This is a genomic window from Paenibacillus baimaensis (assembly GCF_025567575.1).
The window spans coordinates 32,814-58,417 of record NZ_JAOQIO010000098.1 but is presented as its reverse complement, the minus strand read 5'-3'; the positions used below and the strand labels follow the sequence as shown (position 1 = coordinate 58,417).

At 49.2% G+C, this 25,604-nt stretch carries 20 protein-coding genes; 2 read left to right on the top strand and 18 right to left on the bottom strand.

Annotation, left to right across the window (positions count from 1 at the left end; all coding sequences use genetic code 11):
- Positions 1–23: 23 nt before the first annotated feature.
- From OB236_RS28495 to OB236_RS28440, 12 genes are all read right to left on the bottom strand, one after another.
- On the bottom strand, positions 24–1,766 hold the full coding sequence (locus tag OB236_RS28495; protein ID WP_317259392.1) for an ABC transporter ATP-binding protein: 1,743 nt from the start codon (positions 1,764–1,766) through the stop codon (positions 24–26).
- A gap of 187 nt (positions 1,767–1,953) precedes the next feature.
- Positions 1,954–3,669: an MGH1-like glycoside hydrolase domain-containing protein gene (locus tag OB236_RS28490; protein WP_262686953.1), complete on the bottom strand. Its 1,716-nt coding sequence runs from the start codon at positions 3,667–3,669 to the stop codon at positions 1,954–1,956.
- Positions 3,670–3,763: 94 nt separating this feature from the next.
- Positions 3,764–5,089: an ABC transporter substrate-binding protein gene (locus OB236_RS28485; protein WP_262686952.1), complete on the bottom strand. Its 1,326-nt coding sequence runs from the start codon at positions 5,087–5,089 to the stop codon at positions 3,764–3,766.
- Positions 5,090–5,198: 109 nt separating this feature from the next.
- Positions 5,199–6,038 carry a carbohydrate ABC transporter permease gene (locus OB236_RS28480; protein WP_262686951.1) on the bottom strand — a complete coding sequence of 280 codons (840 nt, stop codon included), beginning with the start codon at positions 6,036–6,038 and terminating at the stop codon, positions 5,199–5,201.
- Positions 6,039–6,042: 4 nt separating this feature from the next.
- Positions 6,043–6,960 carry a carbohydrate ABC transporter permease gene (locus OB236_RS28475; RefSeq protein ID WP_262686950.1) on the bottom strand — a complete coding sequence of 306 codons (918 nt, stop codon included), beginning with the start codon at positions 6,958–6,960 and terminating at the stop codon, positions 6,043–6,045.
- 92 nt (positions 6,961–7,052) lie between these two features.
- Complete coding sequence (locus OB236_RS28470; protein ID WP_262686949.1) at positions 7,053–8,753, bottom strand: response regulator transcription factor; 1,701 nt, start codon at positions 8,751–8,753, stop codon at positions 7,053–7,055.
- Between the two features lie 37 nt (positions 8,754–8,790).
- Positions 8,791–10,584: a cache domain-containing sensor histidine kinase gene (locus OB236_RS28465; RefSeq protein WP_262686948.1), complete on the bottom strand. Its 1,794-nt coding sequence runs from the start codon at positions 10,582–10,584 to the stop codon at positions 8,791–8,793.
- Positions 10,585–10,691: 107 nt separating this feature from the next.
- Positions 10,692–11,474: a DUF554 domain-containing protein gene (locus OB236_RS28460; RefSeq protein WP_262686990.1), complete on the bottom strand. Its 783-nt coding sequence runs from the start codon at positions 11,472–11,474 to the stop codon at positions 10,692–10,694.
- A 79-nt stretch (positions 11,475–11,553) separates the two neighbouring features.
- Entirely contained in the window at positions 11,554–12,543 is a 990-nt protein-coding gene (locus OB236_RS28455; RefSeq protein WP_262686947.1) for an ABC transporter permease, read from the bottom strand.
- Positions 12,540–14,051 (bottom strand): sugar ABC transporter ATP-binding protein, encoded by a 1,512-nt coding sequence (locus OB236_RS28450; protein WP_262686946.1) that lies wholly within the window; start codon positions 14,049–14,051, stop codon positions 12,540–12,542. The genes OB236_RS28455 and OB236_RS28450 overlap by 4 nt, the downstream gene beginning before the upstream one ends.
- 78 nt (positions 14,052–14,129) lie before the next feature.
- Positions 14,130–15,212, bottom strand: a complete 1,083-nt coding sequence (locus OB236_RS28445) for a sugar ABC transporter substrate-binding protein (RefSeq protein WP_076230359.1) — start codon at positions 15,210–15,212, stop codon at positions 14,130–14,132.
- Positions 15,213–15,312: 100 nt separating this feature from the next.
- Positions 15,313–16,785 (bottom strand): SulP family inorganic anion transporter, encoded by a 1,473-nt coding sequence (locus OB236_RS28440; protein WP_262686945.1) that lies wholly within the window; start codon positions 16,783–16,785, stop codon positions 15,313–15,315.
- A gap of 178 nt (positions 16,786–16,963) precedes the next feature.
- Here OB236_RS28440 and OB236_RS28435 point away from each other — a divergent pair, with 178 nt between their 5' ends.
- The gene (locus OB236_RS28435) at positions 16,964–17,209 is read left to right on the top strand and encodes a hypothetical protein (protein ID WP_076230361.1); all 246 of its coding nucleotides are present in this window, start codon (positions 16,964–16,966) and stop codon (positions 17,207–17,209) included.
- A gap of 114 nt (positions 17,210–17,323) precedes the next feature.
- On the opposite strand, the gene sdaAA is transcribed toward OB236_RS28435, so the two are convergent.
- The 6 genes from sdaAA to OB236_RS28405 all read right to left on the bottom strand — a co-directional run bounded on the left by sdaAA (position 17,324) and on the right by OB236_RS28405 (position 22,988).
- A complete protein-coding gene (sdaAA, locus tag OB236_RS28430) occupies positions 17,324–18,223 on the bottom strand; it encodes an L-serine ammonia-lyase, iron-sulfur-dependent, subunit alpha (RefSeq protein WP_262686944.1) in 900 nt (299 codons plus the stop codon).
- Complete coding sequence (gene sdaAB / locus OB236_RS28425; protein WP_076230640.1) at positions 18,220–18,897, bottom strand: L-serine ammonia-lyase, iron-sulfur-dependent subunit beta; 678 nt, start codon at positions 18,895–18,897, stop codon at positions 18,220–18,222. The genes sdaAA and sdaAB overlap by 4 nt, the downstream gene beginning before the upstream one ends.
- Positions 18,898–18,919: 22 nt before the next feature.
- The gene (locus tag OB236_RS28420) at positions 18,920–19,987 is read right to left on the bottom strand and encodes a dihydrodipicolinate synthase family protein (RefSeq protein WP_262686989.1); all 1,068 of its coding nucleotides are present in this window, start codon (positions 19,985–19,987) and stop codon (positions 18,920–18,922) included.
- Positions 19,988–19,989: 2 nt separating this feature from the next.
- On the bottom strand, positions 19,990–21,030 hold the full coding sequence (locus OB236_RS28415; RefSeq protein WP_408638527.1) for an NAD-dependent epimerase/dehydratase family protein: 1,041 nt from the start codon (positions 21,028–21,030) through the stop codon (positions 19,990–19,992).
- A 113-nt stretch (positions 21,031–21,143) separates the two neighbouring features.
- Entirely contained in the window at positions 21,144–22,139 is a 996-nt protein-coding gene (locus OB236_RS28410; protein ID WP_262686943.1) for a Gfo/Idh/MocA family protein, read from the bottom strand.
- 72 nt (positions 22,140–22,211) lie between these two features.
- Positions 22,212–22,988, bottom strand: coding sequence for a glucosamine-6-phosphate deaminase (locus OB236_RS28405; RefSeq protein WP_408638526.1), 777 nt, complete (start codon positions 22,986–22,988; stop codon positions 22,212–22,214).
- 264 nt (positions 22,989–23,252) lie between these two features.
- Between OB236_RS28405 and OB236_RS28400 the strand changes: the two genes are divergently transcribed.
- Entirely contained in the window at positions 23,253–25,532 is a 2,280-nt protein-coding gene (locus tag OB236_RS28400) for a helix-turn-helix domain-containing protein (protein WP_262686940.1), read from the top strand.
- The last annotated feature ends 72 nt before the right edge of the window (positions 25,533–25,604 follow it).

Sequence of the window (25,604 nt, the reverse complement as noted above, 5' to 3'; positions counted from 1 at the left end):
GATCTTCTTATTTGCGTGTTATCTCAACCTGCCAGGGTTGCCTCCATCTGTTGACGGTCAAACTGCTCCTTGTACCACCCGCCGTGCAGCATCAGCTGCTCATGTGTTCCTTCTTCGACGGTTCGTCCATCATCAAGAACGATAATCCAATCGGCATGCATCACTGCAGAAAGCCGATGTGTCGCGATCAGCGTTGTTTTGCCTGAGCGTTCCTTACGGAGATTGTTCAGAATCATGCTTTCGGTTCGTGCATCGACAGCTGATAGCGAATCATCCAAAATTAATATCTCCGGATTGACCAGCAAGGCGCGCGCAATGCTCACCCTCTGCTTTTGACCGCCTGAGAGCATCACTCCGTTCTCGCCAACAATCGTATCCAAGCCTTCCGGCAGCTGCTCCAGATCCTGAGTAAAGGAAGCCATTTCAATCGCTTTGCGAATATCCTCTTCCGTCGCTTCCTGATTGCCAAGGGCAATATTATCGCGAATCGGTTTGGATAGGAGCAGGTGCTCCTGCGGCACGTAGCCCATCCAGCCGCGAACCTGCGAAAGTGCAATCTGTTCTATAGGAATGCCCGAAATTAACAGCTTCTGCGGCTCTATCGGATACTGCCTTAGCATCTGCTTCAGCAACGTACTTTTCCCACTGCCGGTCCGACCGACGATCCCAAGCGTCTGTCCGCGCTCAAGCTGCAATGAAATTCCATTTAAGCTGTCGTGTTCGGCTCCCGGGTAACGAAAGCTTAATTGCTGCAGCTCAATCCGTCCCGGCTGAGCTACAGCTACTACGGGGTCATGATCCTGAACGTCTGCGGTTTGAGCAAAGCTTGCTGATAACCGATCCACGGATGCCGTCCCACGCTGTAATATATTAATAAATTCACCGAATGCAATCATCGGCCAAATCAGCATACCGAGATAAATATTGAAGGAAACCAGCTGCCCAAGCGATATTTGATTATGAAATACCATGTAAGAGCCGTAACCGATCCCAATCGCATAGCTTAACCCGACAATCGTCGATATCGATGGATGGAACAGCGAGTTGATCGCGGCAACCTTCATATTTTTGGTCATAACGTCCTTCGTAACCTCGTCGAACTTGGCGATATCGTGCTCCTCCTGTACATAGGACCGAATGACACGCATTCCCGATATCGATTCGAGCGCACGATCATTCATCTGTCCGAAAGAGGCCTGTGCGGCCACAAACCGCTTACGCATACGTTTCCCCAGCATACTGATGACAATCGTCAGGAACGGCAGCGGAATCAATGCAGCCAGCATCAGCTTATAGCTGATGAGTGATACCATCGTGATGAGTACAACAGCAGTACCGACCAACGTATTGACCAGCGTCATCACCCCGTAACCAGCCGTTTGGCCGATAGCCAGCACATCATTGGTCGCCAGCGCCATCAGCTCACCGGTTGTATTTCGTTGGAAGAAGGACGGCGACATCTTGGTCATATGCTGCAGCAGTCTGCCTCTGAGCAGCTTCTCCAACAAAATAGAATTACCGAACAAGGTTGTAATCCATATATACACGATGACATAAATCATCACTGCCAAGCCCACCAGCAGCATGACATTTCGATAAAGCTCTGCTTCGGTCAATCCTCCTGTACGGATTTGGTCAATGACGTTACCGATCATTTTGGGTGGTATAATGCTTAAAAGGTTTACCGTTGCCATGAGGATAATCGCCATACCATATCTAGCCCACTGTTGTCGAAAAAACCATGAGAGCTTTTTTACAAACGTCACGCCAAACTCCTCCTTACTTGTGAATTCATCCTTCTACCATACCATAAATTGGTGATTCAAACATCGGATTTTATCATTAAAAGAAAATGTTCCCCATACATGGAGTATCGCCAAACATACAAAACAAAACCACCTCCAAAGCCACTTTAAAAGTAGTTTTGGAGGTGGTCATTTTACCTAATATTACTTATCGATAAGTTGGAGCTATAACGCCAGGGTCAGACACACTTGTAAACTCCCCAAGATCAAACTGCTGTATTTCATTCCCTTTGATTGTGATCGAATAAACCTTGCCCTCATACCGAAGCTCACCCTCGACTGTGCGGACCGACATCCCGACAATCGATTCCAAGCAGCCCTGACGGTCGGTTACAACCCTAATGCCACTCGGAAATTGCAAATACTTCTCCCCGTTTCGATAAACAACCACCTGCTCGCGTGTATTCACAAGCTCGAACTCGTTGCCTTCAATCGTGCGGCTGTACGCCGTTTCATTGGCAACCTCTTCACCGTGGTCCATCGTATAAGGAACCAATCCGGTGAACCACAGCTGTCCCTCCGGCGTTGGCAGTATACCGCTCAACCGTTCTACATAATCGAGCAAACACAAAATCGCCGGGGAATACGTCTCTGTGTACCCTTCCTTCCCTGTCCAAGGGCTTAAGCATTGAGCAAAACGCTCCACACTCAAAAATGCCGATAAAATCGGAAAGATCACCCAGGTCAGCTCCACATAACGTCCATGATGCTCAAACGCATGCGGGGTACGGATCAAGCTTAAGAAATTGGAGGCTCCGCCCCAGCTATTATAGCTGGAGAAGGGATCGAATCGCGGATCATCCATGGACATGGAGGTAAACGGATATTTGGCAAAAAACTTGCTAGTATTCAATAAATAGCGGCGCAGCGTCTTATCGAAAAAATCACGGTCACCGACCTCACACGCCATCACTCTCAGCAGCACATCGGATTGCACTTTTACCCATTCGTCATTACGATCCAGATCATAAAAAAATCCATCCTGCTCATCATAGCAGTAGTTGAATAAGCTGTTCAGGCTTTCCTCTGCTTTGGCCTTCCAATCTATACCGGTTTCGCCCAGTTCTTCAGCCATCCGGTGTAAATAAAGACGCTGGCAGTATACATTAGCCGTCAGGTCTGGTGCGAGAAAAGGAAGAATCGGCGAATCGGGATTACAGTACCGTGCATCATCCCCATGTGGTGTGTCAGGAACATGCCAGAATCGGGGCGATAAATCATGTCCGGTATCAAATGTGCAAAAAGCTTCCACACAGCCGCTTCCCCGCGTATTGCGATAAGCAACCAGCCATTCGTCAAAGCGCTTCATGGCGGAATACATTTTTCGTAAAAATTGTTGATTGCGTCCATTCAGCAAATAGTGATTCCAGACGCTTCTGGCGAGCGGCGTTACCATCTGAATTTGTCGATAGGCAGCGCCATGCTCCGTTATTTTATAAGGCAGCTGACCGTCTTCGCGTTGAAAATCAGCAAAGCTTTCAAAGGAAGCCTCAGATACAGAAGGAATGAAGCGCGACAACAATTCCGCGTTAATGGAACCGGTGCTCTCCAGCCAGCAGCCGAGATAGATGCCTCCTTCGTGAAGAATCGGCTTCCTTGCGGTGCCGCTTATATCGCTACCCTTACCCGTAACGGCTTGAGAGACTTGCTCGCTGCCTCCGACACCGCCGGTTGGCACGATACAATCGAGCAGCTTGCGCACAGCGCTGTCATACACGCCCTCAAAACGTGCGGAGGATGCAGCAAAACGGACTCCTGATCGCTTCCACTCAGCCAGCACATCCGCATCGGACGGTTTCTTCAATATGCCCACCTTGTCATCTATATTGATTTGCCTTAGCCGTTCTAATAGGGCTTCACTCATCATACTCGCCTCTTCTCATTCGTATTTACTTGTGCGACAAGAACAGGCAGCACCCGAATGTATTCGAGTAGCTGCCCATTCCTTGCTAATTGGATTATTTATTGTTATTGAAGATTTTCACAACACCATTATAAAAGTCGTCGACTGCTTTTTTAACATCCTTTTTGCCAAATCCGATTTCCTGAACGGTCGTTTCCGCAAGCTTGGAATATTCCGTAAAGCCTGGAGGGTTGTAGCTGACTTTGACCGGTTCTTTCTTGGCCGCATCCGACACCTTGCTCGTGTAATCGTAGATGATCTGGTCAACCGGTGTAGCTTCCTTCTTCAGCAACTCGCGCATTGGAGCGGTTACCGGAACACCACGGTCATTACCGAGAATTTTGGCTGCGTCCGGATCATTGATCCAGTAGCTCATCAGCTGTGCAACCTCTTTTGGATATTTCGTTTTGTTATAGCCAGACATCCCTTGGCTCGATTCAAAAATAACAGCAGTGCCTTTAGGACCACGCGGCAGTGGAACCAGTGTCAGGCTGTCCTTGATCAGATTCTGATGCGCACCGAGTGCATTGGAGGCAATCAGGCTCATCGCGACTTTACCGGTTACAATAAGCGACTTGCTCGTATCTCCTGGAGGGTTGGACACCTGCAGCTCAGGTGTCACACCTCCTCCTTCCTTGCGCAGCTTATCCCAGTAGGCGAACCATGGCTCTACATCCTTTTGCTCGAAGCCAAGCTTGCCGCCGTCCATATCGTACAGCTGCTTGCCGTTCTGTTTCAAATAAATGTCCATGCCGTCCACTGTATAGTCATAGGTACCGTAGTAATCCTTGCCCAGCTTCTGGGACAGCTCCTTGGCAATTCGGCTGAAATCATCCCAGGTCCAGCCTTCTTTCGGCAGCTCGACACCAGCCTTCTTGAACAGCTCCGTATTCACAAGAACACCTCGGGCATTCGCGCCAGCTGATACGTGCAGCAGCTTGCCTTTGATCGTCCCGTATTCAATCATCGACTTGTCCATATCAGTCAGATTCAGCTCTTTGCCGACATAAGAACCGACATCCAGCAATACGCCCTTATTCGCATAATCGACGACATTGCCTCCGAGGAAAAATACATCCGGCGCCGTGCCTGAAGCCAGCTGTGTGTTTAATTTATCGAAATAGCCTGAGCTTGGCGCGAATTCACCAACAATTTTAATATTCGGGTTCTTCTTCTCGAAATTACGCAAAGCCTCATTCGTCCGGTCCGCACGCTTCTGGTCGCCCCACCACATTATACGAAGCTCAACCGGCTCTTTTTTGGCGGCATCCTTAGCAGTGCTGTCTGCAGCACCCGTTGGTGTACCACCTGTACTGCCTCCGCAAGCGGAAGTAACGGCCATCAATGCTGCTATGGCAGCAAATGAAACACTTTTTTTCATTTTTGTAATCCCCCTTAACTGATTATGGAAGCTTGTGTTCTGATCATAATGGATAACGCTTTCTGGATGAATCGGTTTCCTTCGGCACTTCATTATTAATTTTTTCGGATTACTTAATACCCGTGGTGGCTATACCATCCAGAAAGTACCTTTGGAACGTAAGGAAAATCGTCATAATCGGAATCAGCGACAGTACCGACATCGCCAGCAGCGCACCCCAGTCCGACTCTCCGGCAGGGTCAAACAGTGAGCGAATACCCAACTGTACCGTAAACAGCTTGACGTTATTCAAATAAATCATTTGACTGAAAAAGTCGTCCCAAGTCCAGATGAACGTAAAGATTGCCGTCGTAATCAATGCAGGCACCAGCAGTGGAAGAATGATTTTCCAATATATCTGACCTTCTCCGCAGCCATCTATCGTCGCACTCTCATCAAGCTCCTTCGGAATACCGCGGATGAACTGCACCATCAACAGAATGAAGAACGAGTCGTGAGCCAGCCATTTGGGAACGATCAAGGGCAGATACGTGTTGATCCACTCAAAGTTTTTGTACAAAATATATTGCGGCACCAGTGTAACATGATACGGAAGCATAATCGTCACGAGCATCATACTGAACCACAGCTTCTTGTATTTGAAATCGAGCCGGGCAAAAGCAAAAGCCGCCAACGAGCAAGTAATCACATTACCCAATACGGACATGACGGAAATCTGCGCCGAGTTGGTGAAGAAGCGAAGAAACGATATCCCCTGCAGCCCTTTCCAGCCGTTTATGTAATTAGTTAAAGTAAATTCCTTAGGCCACAAGGTCGTATCGGAAAAAATCAGATTGTTCGGCTTAAATGAGCTGCTGAGCAGCCATAATACGGGATACATCATCACAAGTCCAATCGCAATAATGATGAGATGCTTGACTCCGTTAGCATATGTGGATTTGGTTATCATATCGTCACCCCTTCTCTTCCTTGCCGTCTCCATAAAAAACCCAATACTTCGAGGTTGCAAAAACGATAGCCGTTAAGCCTCCGATCATGACGAGCATGATCCAGGCCAGTGCGGAAGCATAGCCCATATCGAAAAAGGAGAAGCCTTTTAAATATAAATACAGGGTATAGAACATTGTCGAGTCCATCGGCCCTCCGCGTCCATCTCCAATCACAAAGCCCGGTGTAAACACCTGAAACGAATTGATGATCGTCATGACGAGGTTAAAAAACAAGACCGGTGACAGCAGCGGCAGTGTGATTTGAAAAAACTGACGGGTTTTGCCGGCACCATCCACCTGGGAGGCTTCGTACAGATCGGCAGGAATTTGCTTCAAGCCAGCCAAAAAAATGACCATAGCCGAACCGAACTGCCAAACGGACAACGTGACTATCGTATACAGCACAAAGTTCGGATTAGCGATCCAGGACGGTCCTTCTATACCGAACCAGCTGAGAAAATGATTAAAAAGCCCGTTGCCATCGAATATTTTGCGCCAAACAATCGCAATTGCCACACTGCCGCCAAGCAATGAGGGAATATAATAGACGGTCCGGTAAATCCCAAGCGCTCGAATCCCTTTATTCAAAGCCATCGCCACCAATAAAGCGAAGATGAGCCGCAGCGGAACGGAGAACAATACATACTGAAACGTTAATTTCAAGGAATGGTAGAACATACTGTCATCTGTAAAAATCTGCACATAATTGTCGAATCCCAGCCACCGTGGCGAAGACAGCAGGTTGAACTTGGTCAAGGACAAATATAGCGAGCCGAGCATCGGGCCCAGCGTCAGACAGAAAAAACCGATCAGCCACGGCAGCAAAAACAAATATGCTGTACGATTCTGTCGGTATCGGGTTGGTTTGCGCGAAGATTGCATGGTGGCCTCCTAATCCTGATCTTATGGAAATGATCCGTGTGTAGTTACGAACGATAACCTTATCATACAGATCAGAGGACTTGTTATGAATTCTATTTCTTCGGCAGTTCATTATTAAATTTTTCAGGTGGACTGTGGCGACAATCGGATGGGGTGACCCCATACATGCGTTTAAATTTGGAGGAGAAGTAGCTGGCATTGGAAAAACCGGTCAATTCAGCGATATCCCACAAGCTGAGCGGGGTATCCACCAGCAGCCGCATCGCCTGGGCCATACGCACCTCGGTCACATATTGGATAAATGTTTTGCCTACCTTGGACTTAAACAGCTCCGAGAAATAGGAGGAATTGTAGCTAAAGCGTTCGGCAAGCATCGTCAAATTCAATTCATACATATAATTGCCGTCAATAAACTGCAAGGCTGCCTGGATCATCGATTGCTCCGGGTCCTCCGTGTCAGCCTTTGTTTTAAGATCGATTTTCTGACCCAAATGGACCAGAAAGCCTTGTGCTTTATCTATCGTATCCAAGGCCAGTACCATATCCGGCCTTACCCACAACTGTTCCCCGGCATCCAACTGCACACCGGCTGCATAAGCCATGGAGTCCAGCAGCAAATAGAGCTGGAGAACCAGCTTGACAAACTGCACCTGTGAATCGATAAAGGCATCTGTCAGCTCCTTACGAACCGTCTGGGTGAACAGCTCCAATTCGCCGCGCGACAGCTGTCTTTGAATGATTTTAGCTACATCCTCGGTTAATGCAGGTCTGTTGTCTGCGAATTCCTTAGCTGTACTACCTACATCGCTCTCAAGCAAATTCCAGGCTATCAGGGACGACATATACCCTTCCTTCCACTTGCTAAAGCCACTTATCGGCTGCCCGATGCTGATAGCAGGCTCGAAGGATAAATATTCGATTATACTCGTACGCAGCTCTTCGACGAACGATGCAGCCGCCTCATTATCATGGTCAACGATGAAATGCATCAGCCCTGGGTAATTCGGGTCACGAAACACCTGCGGCTGACCGGTGTGAAGCTGGGCAAACTCCCGGCAAATCATTTCGAAAGGCAGACGGAGCTTGTCGGGTGTGCGTGTATCAGCGGGATCAGATCGATCGGCTGCTATACAATTTGTGGAGGCCGATGAGCTGTTGTCCTTAATGTCTAAGGATGTAGATGCAGCAGTGCTGGTTAGCGTCTTACCTGACTTACGCTCCTTAAATCCGATGGTCAGGAAGCTGACCATCCGCTCATTCCAATCACGCAGCAAGAACAGCTCTGCGCGCTCCTGCTCGGCCTGCCCTGGTTTAAGCTCCTCCTTGACCAAATGAACAATAAAATGCTCCTTCATCTCGACATAATATTGGGAAAGCCGCCAACGTACCTCTGCCTGCTCGTTTTTGAGGTTTCTCTCCTCATTCAGCTCCTGTGTTACCTTGCGCAGAGCAGCCATCAGCTCATCCTGAGCTACAGGCTTGAGCAAATAATCACGTGCCTGATTGCGTACCGCCGCTCTGGCATAATGGAAATCCTCGTATCCGGTAATCACGATGATCCTAAGTCCTGGGTGCTGCTCGTGACAGCTTTCCAGAAAAGAAACCCCGTTCATCACCGGCATATTCATATCGGTTATAACCAGGTCGATGGCGTCAGATGCCAACCGTTCCAACGCTTCAATACCATTCGAGGCTTCGGCAACGACCATCAATCGCAGGCTGTCCCAGTCGGCCTTCAGCTTTAACCCGAGTCTAATTTCCGGCTCGTCATCCACAATCATGACTCGATACATATGGGGCACCTCCTACTTTGGTATGGATAAGACTCATTCATTTCGTCAGCATCTGCTGTACAGGCAGGATCAGCTCGATCCGGGTTCCGTGATCCTGCGGCGATTCGATAGTGAAGCTGAAGCGTGCTCCGTAATACAGCTGACAGCGCGCCAGCACATTACGCAATCCGATCTGTCTGGATCCCGTATTCAAGATGTGATCGAACTGGGAGGATAGCGATTCTGCATACAACCGCTGTATCAATTCCTCGGCTATGCCAGGACCATTATCCTCAACGATTAAGCGCACCTGCTCCGGCTCGCTGTATATTCGAATGACCACCTTCGCTATCGTTTGATGAAGGAAGCTGTATTTGACCGCATTTTCCACCAATGGCTGCAAAATAAATTTCACCATTTGCCTGCTGTCCATGTCCCCCTCTTCCTGGGTCGAAATATCCAGTCTTTCCCCGAAGCGTATTTGCAGGATCGAGACGTAATGCTTCAGGTAAGTTAATTCCTCCTGCAGCGGTACCAGATCCTCGCTGATTCGAAGCGAAAACCGCATCATTTTGCCTAACGACTCGATCACTTTAACCGTATCTCCGGTGCGCTGCTGCATCGACAGGCTGCTCATCAGCTCCAATGTGTTGAACAAAAAATGCGGGTTGATTTGCAGAAGCAGCGCTTTATATTCAGCCTGCTGGCGAAGCAGCTTCAGCTCAAACTCGGTTTTGATATGATGCCTCAGCTGCTCCACCATATTGCGAAATGTCGAGGTCACATAACCAACCTCATTGCGAACGATCTGATCGGCAGGAATACGGCTTTCCGCATGGGCGAAGTCGCCTTTTTGCACGGAACGCATTGCAGAGGCCAGTCGCGACAAAGGCTTCGTAATTCCATGTGAAAGCCATGTCGCCACAAGAATTGCGCACAGCAGCAGTAAAGTAGTAAACAGAATGATGCTATTGCGAAGCGTGTACAGCTTGGCGTACAGATCCTGCTCAGATACGATGCCGACCAGCAGCCACTGATTCAGCTTTTTGTAAACCACAATATCGTTCATACCCCGGTCATTCGGTACATACAGGACACCTTGACGCGCACGTACAGTCTTGACAGCCTCTACATTTCTGATCGTTTCGGGATCGGATGCATATTCATGTTGCGAAAGAATCGGAAGACCGTTTTGATCCAGCAAAAAGATCGTGCCGCTGTCTCCGAGATGTATCCGTTTGAGCGGCTCCAGAAAAAAATCGACACTCACATTAACCTTCATCACACTTTTGTAAAGAGAAGGTTCGAAGGTACCGATCGGCAGCAGCAAGCTCACCACCTGATAAGGCTTCGATTGTCTGGATTCGACCTGATCATTGTGAGCAGATACCCAATGGTTCCCATTCTGCATAAAATCCTTGTACCACGGCTCCTCGAGAAATTCCTTATCCGCAACCACCTGATTGCCAATGCTGATCCACAAGCCCTCTGGTCGATAAATCGACACCGAGGAAACGCCTGAATAATTGTTGGTCGTCTGGGTCAAAAACCGGCTTAGCTCTATGTTGGACAGCATCTTTTCCCCTGAGGACAAAGAAGGATCAGACAAGGCGATATCCCAGCTTTTGGTCACATCGCTATTATACACAAGAGACGATAAATCATAGATTTGATTAAGCGCCATGTTGATGTAGGAGCCGTATTCGTCCATTTTCTCCAGAGCCGACGATTCAATATAGGATCTGACAATAGAACGGGATTCATTAAACAGCAGAAAGGAAACGGTTCCAAAAGAAAGCACAAGCAGCACAACAAACGAGGCAATCAAGCGATTTTTTAAGGAATAAAACACAGTCTTATTCTCCTTTCAGCTGTGGTATGTCCGGCATCAGCATCGCCAGCTTGTCGAACTCTATCTCAAAAAGCACCGACAACAATTGTCAGTGCTTATCTCTACATTTACCAGGTCGATATCCAATGAACGAAAGGAACCGCAAGTGCCGCTACGAGCACAGAGGGCAGCAGATTGGCGACGTTAATTTTGCGCAGCTCCAACAAATTAATGCCGATGCCCATAATCAAAACACCACCAACCGCCGTAATTTGCATAATGATCTCATCGAGTGCAGCCTTGTCCACCAAGGAGGCGATGCCTGAAGCGGCAAGTGCTATAGCTCCCTGATAAAGAAACACCGAGAATGCCGAGAATAGAACCCCAACACCCATCGTAGAGGCAAATATAACCGTTAAAAAGCCATCCATCATAGCCTTTACATATAAAATATCATGTTGTCCACGCAGTCCGCTGTCGAGTGATCCCAGAATCGCCATCGCACCAACGCAGTAAATCAATGTTGTGTTCACAAACCCAGCGGCAATCCTGCCTTGAACTTGGGCTTCTGACTGTAAATCAGCCAACTCGCTATGTTTCCCGCCTCTAGAGCGCCTGCGGATGAAACGGCTTAACGCATTAACCATCCGCTCCAACTGTCGGCCCAGAGCCTCTAGATTTCGTTCCACACGCAGCAGCTCGCCCAGCAGTCCGCCAAGCACCAGACTTGCCACTATGAGCAAAAAATTCGTCGACTTCAACGTCATCGACAAACCCAGTGCTACCAGAGCCAGTCCTATCCCCTGCATCACCGTGCTGCGGATGCCCTGACTCAAGCGATTCAGCATCAATCCCAGCAAACCGCCGACAATGATGGCTACCGCATTAATGATTGTACCCCATAACGCCATATCGTGTATGCCCTCTCGTTCATCATGCCTGATCATGCAGCAGGGCTGCATGATCCAGTTGTTACCTCATTATAACCGATTAAGCTGAGCGTCGGCGCGTTAAATGGATAAATGTGATTGCAAGCGCCAGTACGAGAACAAGCCCTTTAATAATATCGAACGCATAATACGGCAAATTCAGCATCGTTAATCCGTTCAGCAGCACTCCGATAAGAACAGCTCCAAAGAACGTACCAATAACGTTGGGCTTCCCGGCACCCAGCACCGAATAACCGACAAATACGGCAGCTACCGATTCCATCAGCACGGGAGCACCCGCATCAATTTGACCCGATCCGACACGGGCTGCAAACAGCAGACCGCCCATAGCAGCAAAAACTCCTGACAGCACATAAGCCATCGTACGCACCCGATTGACCTGAATACCTGACAGACGCGCGGCTTCCTGATTGCCTCCGGTTACATACAATTGACGTCCCCAGCGAGTATAGGTCAAAAATATGTGCACAAGCACAACCGCAATGATCATCAGCAGCACAGGGACAGGCAGACCGAACAGCTTGCCTTGACCGATCCAGAGAAAGGACTCCGTGAATTTGCCTGGTGCCTTCGATCCGTCCGGTAATTGCATGTTGTTATAAATGGAAAATCCTTTGGTGTACGTCTTGTGTACCCCACCGATAATGTACATGACCGCTAATGTCGCCAATAGATCGGGGATGCGAACCTTAACGATCAGCAGCGCATTTAACAAACCGATCAATACGCCGATCAGTAACGGAACCGTTAATACCAAGATGAGCGGCAGCTGATAAAATACCATCATGGAAGCCACTACAACAGTCGTAAGTGAAACCGTCGAGCCTACCGAAAGATCGAAGCCATCTACAATTTGCGAGAAGGTCACGCCTATCGCTACAAAAGTAACGATCGATATCGAACGTAATATATCGGCCAAATTGTCGTAGGACAAAAAGTTTTCATTGCTGAGAGAAAACAACACGATGACCAGGGCAATGATCACTAATGCCCCATACTTATATGAGTAATCCAGAAATTTATCTTTCACTGAAACGTAGCCTCCCCAGCGCTCGCGTAGTACAAAATTTGTTCCTGCGTGGCTTCATCCCGACGCAGCTCTTTCACGATTTGGCCGTAGCTCATAACGAGTATCCGATCCGCTATCCCCAAAATCTCGGCGATTTCGCAGGAGCAATAAATAATCCCTTTGCCTTCCCCGGCAAGTCGGCCAATTAAACGGAATATATCACTTTTGGCTCCGATATCGACGCCCTTGGTCGGCTCATCGAAAATATAGATTTGCGCGTCTGTAGGCAGCCACTTTCCGACAGCAACCTTCTGCTGGTTGCCTCCGCTCAAATATTTCACCAACTGCTCCATATTCGGAGGATGAACGCCCAATTGCTGGATCATGGCCTTGGCATTGGCAGCTTCCTGCGACTGCTGAACAAAACCAAATCGGCTGAACAGCTTAAGCAGCGGCAGAGACAGGTTGTGCTTGACCGACTGTTCAACAAGAATACCCTGCTTGCGACGCTCCTCTGGAATCAGCGCAATGCCTTCACGCACCGCATCGCTTGGATTGCTGAGCTTCAACCGCTTCCCTTGCAGCTCAATCTCTCCTCGCTCCAGCGGATCGGCTCCGAACAGCAGACGGGACAACTCGGTTTTACCAGCTCCCACCAAGCCTACGATGCCGACAATTTCCCCGCTATGCACGGATAAGTTCACTCCGCGAACCTTGGTCCCCAGCGTCAAATCTCTCGCCACCAATAACGGTCCGCCGATCGGCACCTCTACTTTGGGGAACTCTTCTTCAAAGGTTCTGCCAAGCATCTGCTCGATGACGACTTTTACACTAGTATCCGCCGCAGCCTGGGTAGCAATAATCCGACCATCACGCATCACTGTTACCTTGTCACTGATCCGGAACACTTCATTCAAGCGGTGAGAAATAAATATACAGCCTACACCATCAGCCTTGAGCCGTTCCATAATTCGAAATAGCTGGTCCGCTTCCTCATTGCTGAGTGGCGCTGTAGGCTCATCGAAGATAATAAACTTGGCCTTTTGCGCTAATGCACGGGCAATGAGCACCATTTGCTTTTGCGCGATGCTCAGTTCCCCAGCCTGCCTTCTCACATCAACCGTAAGTCCAATGTCGGTTAATATACGGGCGGCTTCCCGCTCGATTTGACTCCAACTTAACCAGCCGCTGCCGTTCGTCATCCGATCCAGCATAATATTTTCCGCAACTGTAAGCTTAGGTACAAGAGCTGTATCCACTTCCTGATAAACGCATTGAATACCACTCTGAATGGCGTCGCTTGGACCGCTGATCGCAAGCGGCTTGCCATCAATCGCGATCTCGCCCTCATCAGGCAAATAGGCACCGGACATCACTTTGATTAATGTGCTTTTGCCTGCCCCATTAGCTCCAAGCAGTGCATGAATTTCGCCTCCGCTAACCGCAAAATCAACCTGCTGCAGTGCCTTTACTCCGGGAAATGACTTGGAGATGTGACTCATTTGCAATAAGGTGATGGAACTCGTCATCCTGGCATCACGCTCCTCATTTCAATGGAAAATCCCATCGATCCAGATCGATGGGATACTAAATATCTAAAAACTCGATTATTTCTTCTCAGCTTGCTTCAACCAATCGGTGTAGCCTTGCTCGCTCTTGCCCCAGCCTTTAACGTGCTCGCTCAATTGCGTTGTGGAAATTTGCGTAGCCGGCAGTTGGTCTCTCGATACGAAAACCGGGTCTAACACGATTTTATCCGGTGTTTGGTCGCCATGCAGCTTTTGGTATAAGAAACGTACTTGAATGCGTCCGATATCCTTAGGATCTACAGCAGCAGAAGCAACCCATGGGTTCTTCGTGTCCTGAATCATCTGTAAATCCTCGTCGCTCATATCGATACCGTAAATTTTGATTTCACTGCGTCCTGCTTGTTGAATCGCACGGGCAGCGCCCTTAGCGAACTCATCCCATGCAGCCCATACAGCTGTAATGTCGCCTTTGTTCGGGTATTTCTTAAGAATAGCTTCCATTTGCGCTTGGGTATCCAACGCCGTGTTGGCCGAAGCCGCTCCGAATGCCGCTACTTCCTTGATTCCTGTGTTTTTATCCATGAATGCTTTGTAAGCCACTTGTCTACGTTCCATTGGCGCGAAGCCTGCTACCCAGATCTTCACGATATTGCCTTTGCCTTCCATGTCCTTGCCCATTTTGTCGAGCGTAAGCTCAGCCATCTTTTGATCGCCTTGCTCTAATACCGTTACGCCTGGAAGCTTGATGTCCGCATCAAAGGCAATAACCGGAATCTTTTTCTCCAATGCTTTTTTCACTCCAGCTTCTAAAGCTTCTGCTGTACCGTGGTCGATCAGGATACCGTCCATCTTTTGATTAATGGCCGCATCCAGATTGGAGGACATTTTGGCCAAATCGCCTTCAGCTGTAAATACCGTTACTTTACCACCCAGCTTTTCGACCTGCTCTTTAACGCCTTCTATATATTGAGCCGAGAACGTGCCCAGGTTGATTTGCATAATCAATGCAATTTTTTTGTTCTCCAACGATACGGCACCTGTACTCGCTGCACCACTCGCAGCTTCCGGTGCTTTGGCTTCCGGTTTGGCTCCACAAGCTGCCAAGCTCACTGCCAGAATCAGCACGAGCAATAAGGCTATACTTTGTTTAATTTTATTCATGATTACGATTCCCCCTACATCTTTTGCAAATCCTACTCTTTTACTAGGTCTTAACTCTACCACCACTATTTATAGGCTGTCAATGGTATAAACAGGATGTTCATAATATCTCTATATTTCGATACGCTTCCATCAATTGGCGGCTCTGCGGGTCGAGTCCGGTGATTGTAATTTTTTTCCCCAAAGCCCTGTATTTTTCCGTAACCTTGGTGATGGCCGTGACTGCGGAATGATCCCAAATGTGAGATCCTTTAAGGTCAATCATGATATGATCGGGGTCTGTATGCGGCTCGAATAGCTCAATAAAATGGGTCATCGTACCAAAAAATAACGGCCCCGTTATCACATACTGCTTAAGAGCTTCCTCATATTTGAATAGATTCGACTCCTCGCGAATAATTATCTGACAGTTCAGCTTCGCCATTCTCCAGCCAAAGTTGAGCGCACTGAGTACGACTCCCGAAACGACGCCAATTGCCAGATTCGATGTAGCCACGACAATAGCCACCGTCAGCACCATCACCACTGCATCACTGCGAGGGATTTTGCCCAGAGTCCGAACCGCTCCCCAATCAAAAGTTCCGATCGACACCATGAACATCACACCAACCAGCGCTGCCATCGGAATTTGCTTCACGATATCGCCAAGCACAAGAATCAAGAATAGAAGAAACACCCCTGAAACGAGCGTTGACAGCCGCGTCCTGCCACCAGACTTGATGTTAATGACCGTTTGTCCGATCATCGCACAGCCAGCCATGCCACCAAACAATCCATTGATCATATTGGCAATCCCTTGCCCGCGAACCTCGCGGTTTTTGTCACTGCCAGTTTCCGTCATTTCATCGACAATGGTTGCGGTCAGCAAGGATTCCGTCATGCCAACAATCGCCAACGCCAGAGAATAAGGCAGCAGGATCAGCAATGTATGCCAAGACCACGAAATTTGCGGAATATGCAGTAAAGGCAGCGCCTGTCGAATCTCGCCCATATCGCCTACGGTGCGAATATCAAGCTTCAATGCAATCGCAACAACCGTCATCACGATAATCGCCACCAACGCGGAGGGCACTACTTTAGTTAGAAGCGGAAGCAAATAAATGATCGCGAGCGTCCCTGCTACCATCGCATACATCGGCCAGGATTCACCGACAAAATTGGGCAGCTGCGCCATGAAAATAATAATAGCCAACGCATTCACAAACCCGATAATAACCGAATGCGGAACGAAGGTAATAAACCTTCCTACCTTAAATACGCCAAGAATAAGCTGGAGCAATCCGGTCAGTACCGTTGCCGCGAATAAATAGTCCAAGCCGTACTTCACGATTATCGGCCCCATTAATGAAGCCATAGCTCCAGTTGCCGCCGAAATCATGCCGGGTCTACCGCCCACAATCGAAATGGTGACTGCAATCGTGAAGGACGCGTACAGCCCTACCATCGGGTCTACACCCGCCATAATCGAAAAAGCAATTGCCTCGGGAATCAAGGCGAGTGCTACCGTAATACCGGATAATACATCATTGCGGACATTGCCAAAGAAACCTTGTCTAAGCCACTGCACAAACAAAACGAACCCTCTCCCTATTTAATTGTTGTAGCTCTCCACTCTCAGGATTGCCGGGTCCGATGCTCACTGTTTTCGATTATATACGTTTTGTCGGAATATGCATAGAGTGATTAGGCTGCAGGAAACGCGCGCATACTAACGAACGAAATCACTATTATTTAGGAGGGGAAGGGTACACATGGCTGAGGACAAGAGCATGGAGCCAGTTTCAGGGCATGAAGTGGAGACAGACGGCATTTATGAAAACGAATGGGGACGCGAAGAAACGTTGAAACGCGGAGATGAATTTCCTTATGATCCGGTAATGGGACAAACAGAATGGAAGCTCGTCAGCCTGCCGCTTGAAAGCCAGGAGCGGGAAATGTATAAGGATACAACCGGCAATACGAAGCCCCGACTTCATGTAGACCGCGGTGACAAATAACAATACTCTTTCGGGGAGTTAAGCCAGCATGTTATAAGACAGTTCCGTGAAGGGACTGTCTTTTTTGAGGATTGGAGCTGAATTGTTTGCGCAAGGGGGCTGCTATCAGCTTCGTCATGGCTGTGGCTCCTCCTTGCTTTGTGTGCCATACAGCTCCTTCATCAGCCTCTTGCCTGTTGGCGTCTGGGCCAGTCCGCCCTTGGCCGTTTCTCTGTGCTTCTCAGGCATGGCCGCACCAACCTCCAGCATCACCTGGATGACCTCATCCGATGGGATCACGCTGCGTACACCGGCTAAAGCCATATCTGCTGCGGCCAGTGCCGTTGTCGCACCGAAGCCATTGCGTACGATGCAGGGAATTTCAACGAGTCCGCCGACAGGATCACAGATCAGACCGAGCGAGTTTTTGAGCGCCAGTCCCACGGCGTGGATCGCTTGAGCGGAGGTTCCACCTCTCAGCTCGACCAACGCACCAGCCGCCATGCCGATGGCTGAGCCGATCTCTGCCTGACAGCCGCCCTCGGCGCCAGACACGAATGAATTATTGGCGATCACATAACCGATCGCGCCTGCACTGAACAGCCCGGCGACCATGTGCTCGTCGCTCCAGCCGAATCGTTCCTGGGTGCTGACAAATACACCAGGGATAATTCCGCAGGAGCCTGCGGTCGGCGTCGCTACAATGCGTCCCATCGACGCATTGACCTCTGACACCGCAAGCGCGTATGCCATCGCTGTCGCAGCGGCTGGGCCAAGCAGCGGCTCGTCCTTGGCCATATAAGCCGTAACACGCTGCGCATCGAAGCCGGTTAATCCGCTTCGGGAAGGCGTCGGCTCGAAGAGGCCTTTATGAACGGCCTGTTTCATGATGCTGTAGTAATCCGCCATCTTCGCGAATTCCTCCTCGGGCGGACGGCCCGACTCCTTGGCTTGATCATGCAGCATAACAGCGGAAATCGGCTGCCCTTCTGCCTGACAGATTGACGATAGCTGATCCAAGGTTTGAAACCTCATGAATTCCCCTCCCCCCAGTCGATGATTCGTACATCCTGCACATCCGCTAATTGGCCCAATCGCTCCTGTAATCCAGCTGGAAATGAACCATCGGTTTCCACGACCGTCAAGGCGTCCCCTTTGCGTTCCTTACGATCAACATCCATGTACCCGATATTGATATCCAATTCACGGAGCACACCGGAAATATCCGAGATCATCCCTGTACGGTCCGTATGAAAAACAAGCAGTGTCGGATAAACCCCGCTGAATCTGACGTCGAAGCCATTGACCTGCTCCAGCTCGATATTGCCGCCTCCAATCGATGCGCCGCGGATGGCCATTTGCTGGTTACCGCAGCCCAAGAGGATCAAAGCCGTATTCGGATGCTGGGCTAAGCCGCTGCTGGGTGTTATCGTAACCCGTATACCTAGGCGCTCCGCATTCTCCAACGAATCCCGGACACGGGGATCGTCAGGCTCGTAATCCAACAGGCCAGCAATCAACGCCAAATCCGTCCCATGACCCTTATACGTATCAGCAAAAGAACCGTAGAGCTGAATATCTACCCATTCCGGCTGAATAGCCAGCAAGCGGCGGGCCACTCTGCCGAGCCGGACCGCCCCTGCGGTATGTGAGCTTGAGGGTCCAACCATGGCGGGGCCAATGATAGAAAATACATCCTTAAATCGCATCATGCTGTCCCTCTCTTCCACTCTAGTCCAACCACTCCGCCAAATGGTTTTTCACAAACTCATCATCGTTTAAATGAGGGTAATCGCGGTACATCCGCTCAATTTCCTCCGCCTGCCCAGGCGACAGCGTTTCATGTGGATTCAGACACCATGTTCCTTCCAACAGACCCTGCCTTCTTAACACCTCATGGATGCCTGGAATGCAGCCTGCAAAAGCATGTGCGGGATCAAAGAAGGCCGCATTGGATTCCGTTACTTCAATATTTCGCGTCAACCAGGCCGAATCGATAGATTGCGATTGACGGGCTGCCTTGATTTCCTCCAACAGCTCTACCGCTTTCTGCGTCCACACCGCCCAATGACCCAACAATCCGCCAACTATTGTTTTTTCCACGGATACACCATTAACGTTGAAGCGATAAGTCGTCAACAAATCATTGATGATGTTGTCGTCATTTCCCGTGTACAGCGCGATTTCATCGCGGCGGCTTGAGTAACATACGGCGCGCACGACATCAATCGTCTGATACCGGTTGAAAGGAGCCATTTTGATCGCGACAATTCCGGGAATTTCGGCAAAGCGCCGCCAAAAATCGAAGCTGAATATGCGCCCCCCGACAGATGGCTGCAGGTAAAAACCAATGACAGGCATTACCTCCGCTATGGCTTCGGTTCTGCGCAGTATTTCCTCCTCTGACCAGCCCTGCAGACCGCCCATACTGAGCAATCCAGCGTCATAGCCGAGTCTGGCAGCAAGCTCAGCCTCTGCCAAGGCCTGATCGGTGAAGCCGCAAATTCCGGCAATCTTCAGAAACGGTCGGGTCAACCGAGCATTGTCCACTTCCTCCGCAGCCAGACGCAGCACCGGCTCCAGCAGATTGTAGCGTTCTTCCCTGATTTCAAATTGCGTGGAATGGACAGCAACAGCAATACCTCCGGCTCCTGATGCCATATAATATCGGGTCAGCGCGCGCTGCCGCTGCTCATCCAATTGGCGCGCGCTGTTCAAAGCAAGCGGGTGCGCAGGGATCACCAATCCGCTGTGGAGCGCACGAAGCTGTTCGGCTGACAAGTTTTTATGAGCTGCCATCATTAGTATTTACCGTCTCTTTCCTGAAAATGTGTGGGCTTATTCCAGGTGGACCTGCCTTCTTTCACCCATTGTGCTATCCAATCGATCATCTGCAGCAGTGACACACGGGGATATCCGAACAGCTGATGGGATTTGGAGGCATTATTCAGAAGCGCCATATCCGATTCCTCACCAATAAAAACCGGCTCCTTATCCAGACGTTTGCCGAACTGTTCAGCTATCCAGCGCATCGACATGGTTTCGGGTCCGGTGACGTTGATAAAATTGGGCGGACTGGTACACACATTCAGACTGCGCAGTGCGATTTCATTGGCATCTCCCTGCCATATACAGTTAGCATGACCCATGGTCACATCAATCGGTTTGCCTGATTGTACAGATCTGGCTACTTCCAGCAAAACCCCATACCGCAAATCAATTGCGTAATTCAAGCGATAGATAACCATTGGAATTGCGTATTGATGGGAAAAATGCTCGAAAACTCGTTCCCGTCCAAGCGTTGACTGCCCATACTCACCGAGCGGCGCCGGAGAAGTCTCCTCTGTTGCACCACCTTGGAATACCGGGGTAAACGGATAAATATTGCCGGATGAAAATACGACGATACGGGAGTTGCGGAACTTCTCCGCGACACGGCCAGGCAGATAGGCGTTCATCGCCCATGTAAAATGCTCGCGTCCGGTCGTGCCGAATTTATTGCCAGCCATGTAAATGATATTTTTCACGTCAGGTAGCTGCTGCAGCTGCTCGTCATCCAGCAGATCGCAGGCTATTGTGCGAACACCTTCTTGTTCCAGCTCGTCCTTTAGCGCTTTATCAGAAAAGCGTGATACACCCCAGATTGTTTTTACGACACCCGCGCGTTTTAAAGCGTTCATGGCGAGACGGGCCAAACTCGGACCCATTTTGCCACCAATGCCAAGCAGCATAATATCACCGTCAACTTGTGCTAAATCGTGCACCAAAGCGTCAGACGGCTCGGCAAGCTTTTGTTCCAATTGTTCGATGGTCTCTATAGCTGGTTGTGCCTGATTAATCATCGTTTAACTCTCCTTTAGGATTATTCCTATGTGAATTCCTGCAATTGGTCGGCTAAGGAGGGGAAGGGGAAGAGGCAGTCTCAGAATCCCATCTTGACTATAGACCCCGCCGTTTATACCGGTCGGGTCACTTCCTGCTCCGTACCCGTTTCTGCAGAACGGTACACCTGCTCTATAGCAGCAATGACGCTGCGGCCGTAGTCTCCTGAGCATTCTGGGTCGCGTGCTTCACGAATCGCGTCGCGAAGCTCCCTGTACTGCAGCTCGAACGGAGTTGCTATCGCAGTCACTTCGACTGGTTCATAGGTGCCTCCCCGGCTGATCCAGAGGTCTTGGCCCGTGTTCAGCTTCAGCATACCGCCAGTGAATATAAGCTCCGTCTCATTGCGCGAAGCCCCTGGGTAACCGGACTGAACAATCGTAGCAGGGATACCGTTATCCAGCTCCAACCAAATGATGCCGCTGCCCTCCACGTCGCCTCGCTTGCCGTGATGACTGACCGATGCCCGCACCCGACGGACATAGCTGTCGGTTAACCATTGAATCTTGTCGATGGAATGTGCGCCCAGATTCGCCAGGATACCACCGCCAGACTTCGCTTTTTCAAGAAACCACTGTGGTCTGCTATCTTTATAATAATGAATATGCCGGGTATCATTGATCATCACCAGCTCGCCAAGCTCGCCACTATTCAGAATCGCTTTAGCCGCCAGATTTTCAGCCATATAGTGCTGCGTATGCCCGACCAGAATTCGAATATTCCCTCTACGTGCGGCTGCAATGATCTCATCACACTCCGTAGTGGTAAGCGCCATCGGCTTTTCCAGCATCAGATGGCACCCGCGTTCGGCCGCGTACAAGGCCGTTTCTTTATGCAAAAAATGCGGCAGGGCAATCGCTGCCACATTCGGTTGTTCGGTTTCCATCATTTCGTGGTAATCCGTATAAGCTCGAACGCCATAACGTTTGGCTGCCTGTTCAGCTTTATCCTTGTTGATATCCACGACCGCGCAGGGCGTGTAGCCTTCCGTTCTCTGCATTGCTTCAAAATGCTGGTCCGAAATAATCCCGGCGCCGATTACGGCAGCTTTTAAATCCATCGCTTTCATCCTCCGTCAGTGCTCCTTCCAGCAGGGCTCACAATTCTCACTGATACTAAATCAACGATCAAGCAGCCCATTTTACTCCATGCCATAAGAGGCCTTGTCAACATACAGCATGCAGTTCGTATGCCGACGCAGGATGCTTGCAGGACACGCCGTCGAGATCGGACCGTTCAACGTTTGCTGCACCGCTTCCCGTTTGGTCGGACCCGGTACCACGCAGAACAGCTGCTTGCCGGCTACCAGCGCTGGAATGGTCAACGTTAAGGCATGCTTCGGCACATCCTCAAGCACTGCAAAGCAGCCATCGTTCACCTGCTGCTGCCGACATTCCAAATCGAGCTCAACGGATTTAACCAGCAGTGGATCTGTAAAATCTGCAACCGGTGGATCGTTGAACGCGATGTGCCCGTTCTCCCCGATACCCAGACATACGATATCAATCGGAGCTTCAGCCAACAGGCCACTGTACCGCTGCGCCTCCACAGCAATATCCGCCGAGCTGTCGATAATATGAACCTTGCCCGGACGCACGATATTAAACAGCCGATCCTTCAAAAATTGACCAAACGCCTGCGGGGCATCGGCCGGAAGTCCAATATATTCGTCCATATGAAAAGCGGTGACGCGGTTCCAATCGATATCCTTGTCTGCGGCCAACGCCTGCAGCATCTCGTTTTGTGATGGCGCTGCAGCGAAAATCATTCGTACTTCAGATTGCGAGCCCAGCAAGCTTTTTATCCTGTCAGCTACATCAGCAGCAGCCCGCTGCCCCATAGCGGCTCTTGTTTCGAATACTTTTACCTTTAACTGATCCGCATCGGTTTCAACAATCGTTCCCAGTCTGCTCATCATTAATCTCCTCTCGTACTGCGATAATAACGCGGAATTCCAACTCCGCTTGGCTTAGCTAGCTTAGCTTAAGGCCATTGTATTCCCTATCCAAGGCTAAATAAACGGACATCTTTTTAAAAAGCACACCATTTCCTTCTGACCTGAAAAAAAGAGCATTTCCTGAAAAATGAATATAGCGCAAAAGAGGATATCGATTTAAAGTATGTAATAATGTAAGAACACAAAAACCGCCTGCATGGAGCAGCCCACAAGGAGGACAACAGCATGAGCACTTTACTGGATATCAAAGAAAAGTCACGTTCTCTGTTTAATAAATTGTTATTCAGTTTCTTGGTCATTATCCTCTTGTTCACCACTTTTAATTTCGTCTCCTATGCTTTTTTTCGCAACAATTTATATGACGAGATCATTCGTTACAATACACTCAACCTGAATCATACCGTCGATAATTATGAGAATCACCTTCATCTGCTCCAGACAACTTTGCTGAGCGAGCTATTCAGCACTTCAGCCATCGCATTGGAAAGCAGCCGGGATCAGCCCAGCTACTCGACTGTCGTAGATCTCAACAACGAGCTTCGCGTCATGATGGGGAACGAACCTTTATTTCTGGATAATGTCATTGTGCAGTTCCAGAACCTGAAGATTGCCGTTGACAAGAACGGTTCCCACCAGTCCGCGGATTTGTTTGATAAATATTATGAATCCCAGCTCTACACCAAAGAATTCTGGAGAGCTGAGGCTTTAAAGCCGTTCAGCTTTCAGCTGTATCCAGCTGCCGAATTTTCGCAAAAGAAGGTATTCGATCCGTCACCGGGCCAACAGCAGCTTCTGCCGATTATGGTCAAAAAGTCAGGCAGCTCGAATACGACGATTTTAGCCTTTCTCGATGCCAGTAAAGCTTTGAAAAAGTTCCATCAATCGATCAACAGTAATTTTCTGATTCTGGACAGCAGCGGGAAAGTGATCTACAACGTAGGGGATACGTCATTACTGGACAATCTTCCGGATTTCAGCAAATCGGATAGTCTGTTCATCAAGCACGAGAAAAATTTATACTTTTATAAGGCTTCTCCAGAGTCAGGGCTGATTTATGTCAATATCGTACCGGAGCAAAGCATCTCCCAGCAAACGACGCAGATGAACGTCATATTGATTTCCCTACTGGTGATCGCGATTATTATAAGCGTCGGTACTTCCATTTTTTTCAGTATGAAATTCAACAATCCGTTGAAGCGTATCGTTCAATCGGTTACCGAGCTTAATGCCAGCGCGCCACCTACCTTTCAAATTCGGGAATTCAATATTATAAGTCAACGGCTGGCCCAACTCGCCCAGTCCGATCGTAATGCCAAGGCTGACCTGTCGCATAAAGACTCCCTGCTGCAATACTATTCATTCATTAATAAAATCAAAAATATCCAGACCCATTCCGACGTTCCACAAGAGGAAAAACCCGACATGCTGGAAAAACCGTTCGTTATGACGGCGTTCCAATTAACCTACAAGGAGGACTTTGAGGGAGTCACGGAGTTCGGCAAGGACAAGGCCTCTTATTATGTAAAAGAATTTATTCAGATGACGATGCTCAAGGAGTATGAAAATTCGCTAACGTTCCAAATGGAGCAGGATATGATCTTGACGCTGATATTTGCCGATCCTGTCTTGGACGAACGGATTCAGCAAACACTGCTCCATATTAAGCAGGTACTTGATCTTGATAATCAATATATATTTCTGACAATTGCCGTCAGCGATGTTTACCCCGAATCCGCTAATTTTACCGCTGCTTACGAGCAGTCACTGGAACGGCTTCAAAAAAGGAAGCTTAATGAGGAAACGCAGATTATCGCACCGTCCACTACAGCAGAAACTCCCATTCACCACTGGGGCTTTACTTCCCTCGAGGATCAGGATTTCATGGTTCATCTCCATGCCGGAAATGCTGCACAGACGATAACACTCGTGCATCGTGCTCTGGACCGGATGCAAAAAAACGAAGCGACCGCGCACGCATGTATAGATTTTGCCCAGGAGATTGTAAGCAAGGTGAACAAAACGCTGATCACCCTGCAGCTCGATATGCAGCCGGCTGCTGATTCTCCCTCCCCCGGCGAGCAAATCCGCAGCTGCTATACGCACGAACAGTTTAAAGAGTTCCTGAGCGGTTATCTTTCCTTAAGCGCAGAGCTGATTCAGAAGAAAAAGGAAGGCTACGACCCTATCACGAAGTTTATGACTGAATATATGGAATCCCATATCGGGGAGGACTTGTCGCTAGATATTCTCGCCGATAAATTAAAGGTATCCGCCGCCTATTTGTCCGCTTATTTCAAGGACAAGACCGGAATCAACTTCATCGACTATCTGAACGATCTGCGCATCCGCAAAGCGAAGGAGATGCTGCTTGGCAGCGACGCCAAGATTCAGGATATTGCCGTTAGCGTCGGTTACCAGAGCGTCAACTCCTTTATCCGCATGTTCAAGAGATCGACGGGAATGTCGCCGGGTGAATTTCGTAAATCCTCGCTAACCGGGTCTTGAATCTAAAGCCTTACGCTGGACTGTCAGTAGTGCGACAGTTGACGGTTTCTATAGCAAATTTTAAAATGTACA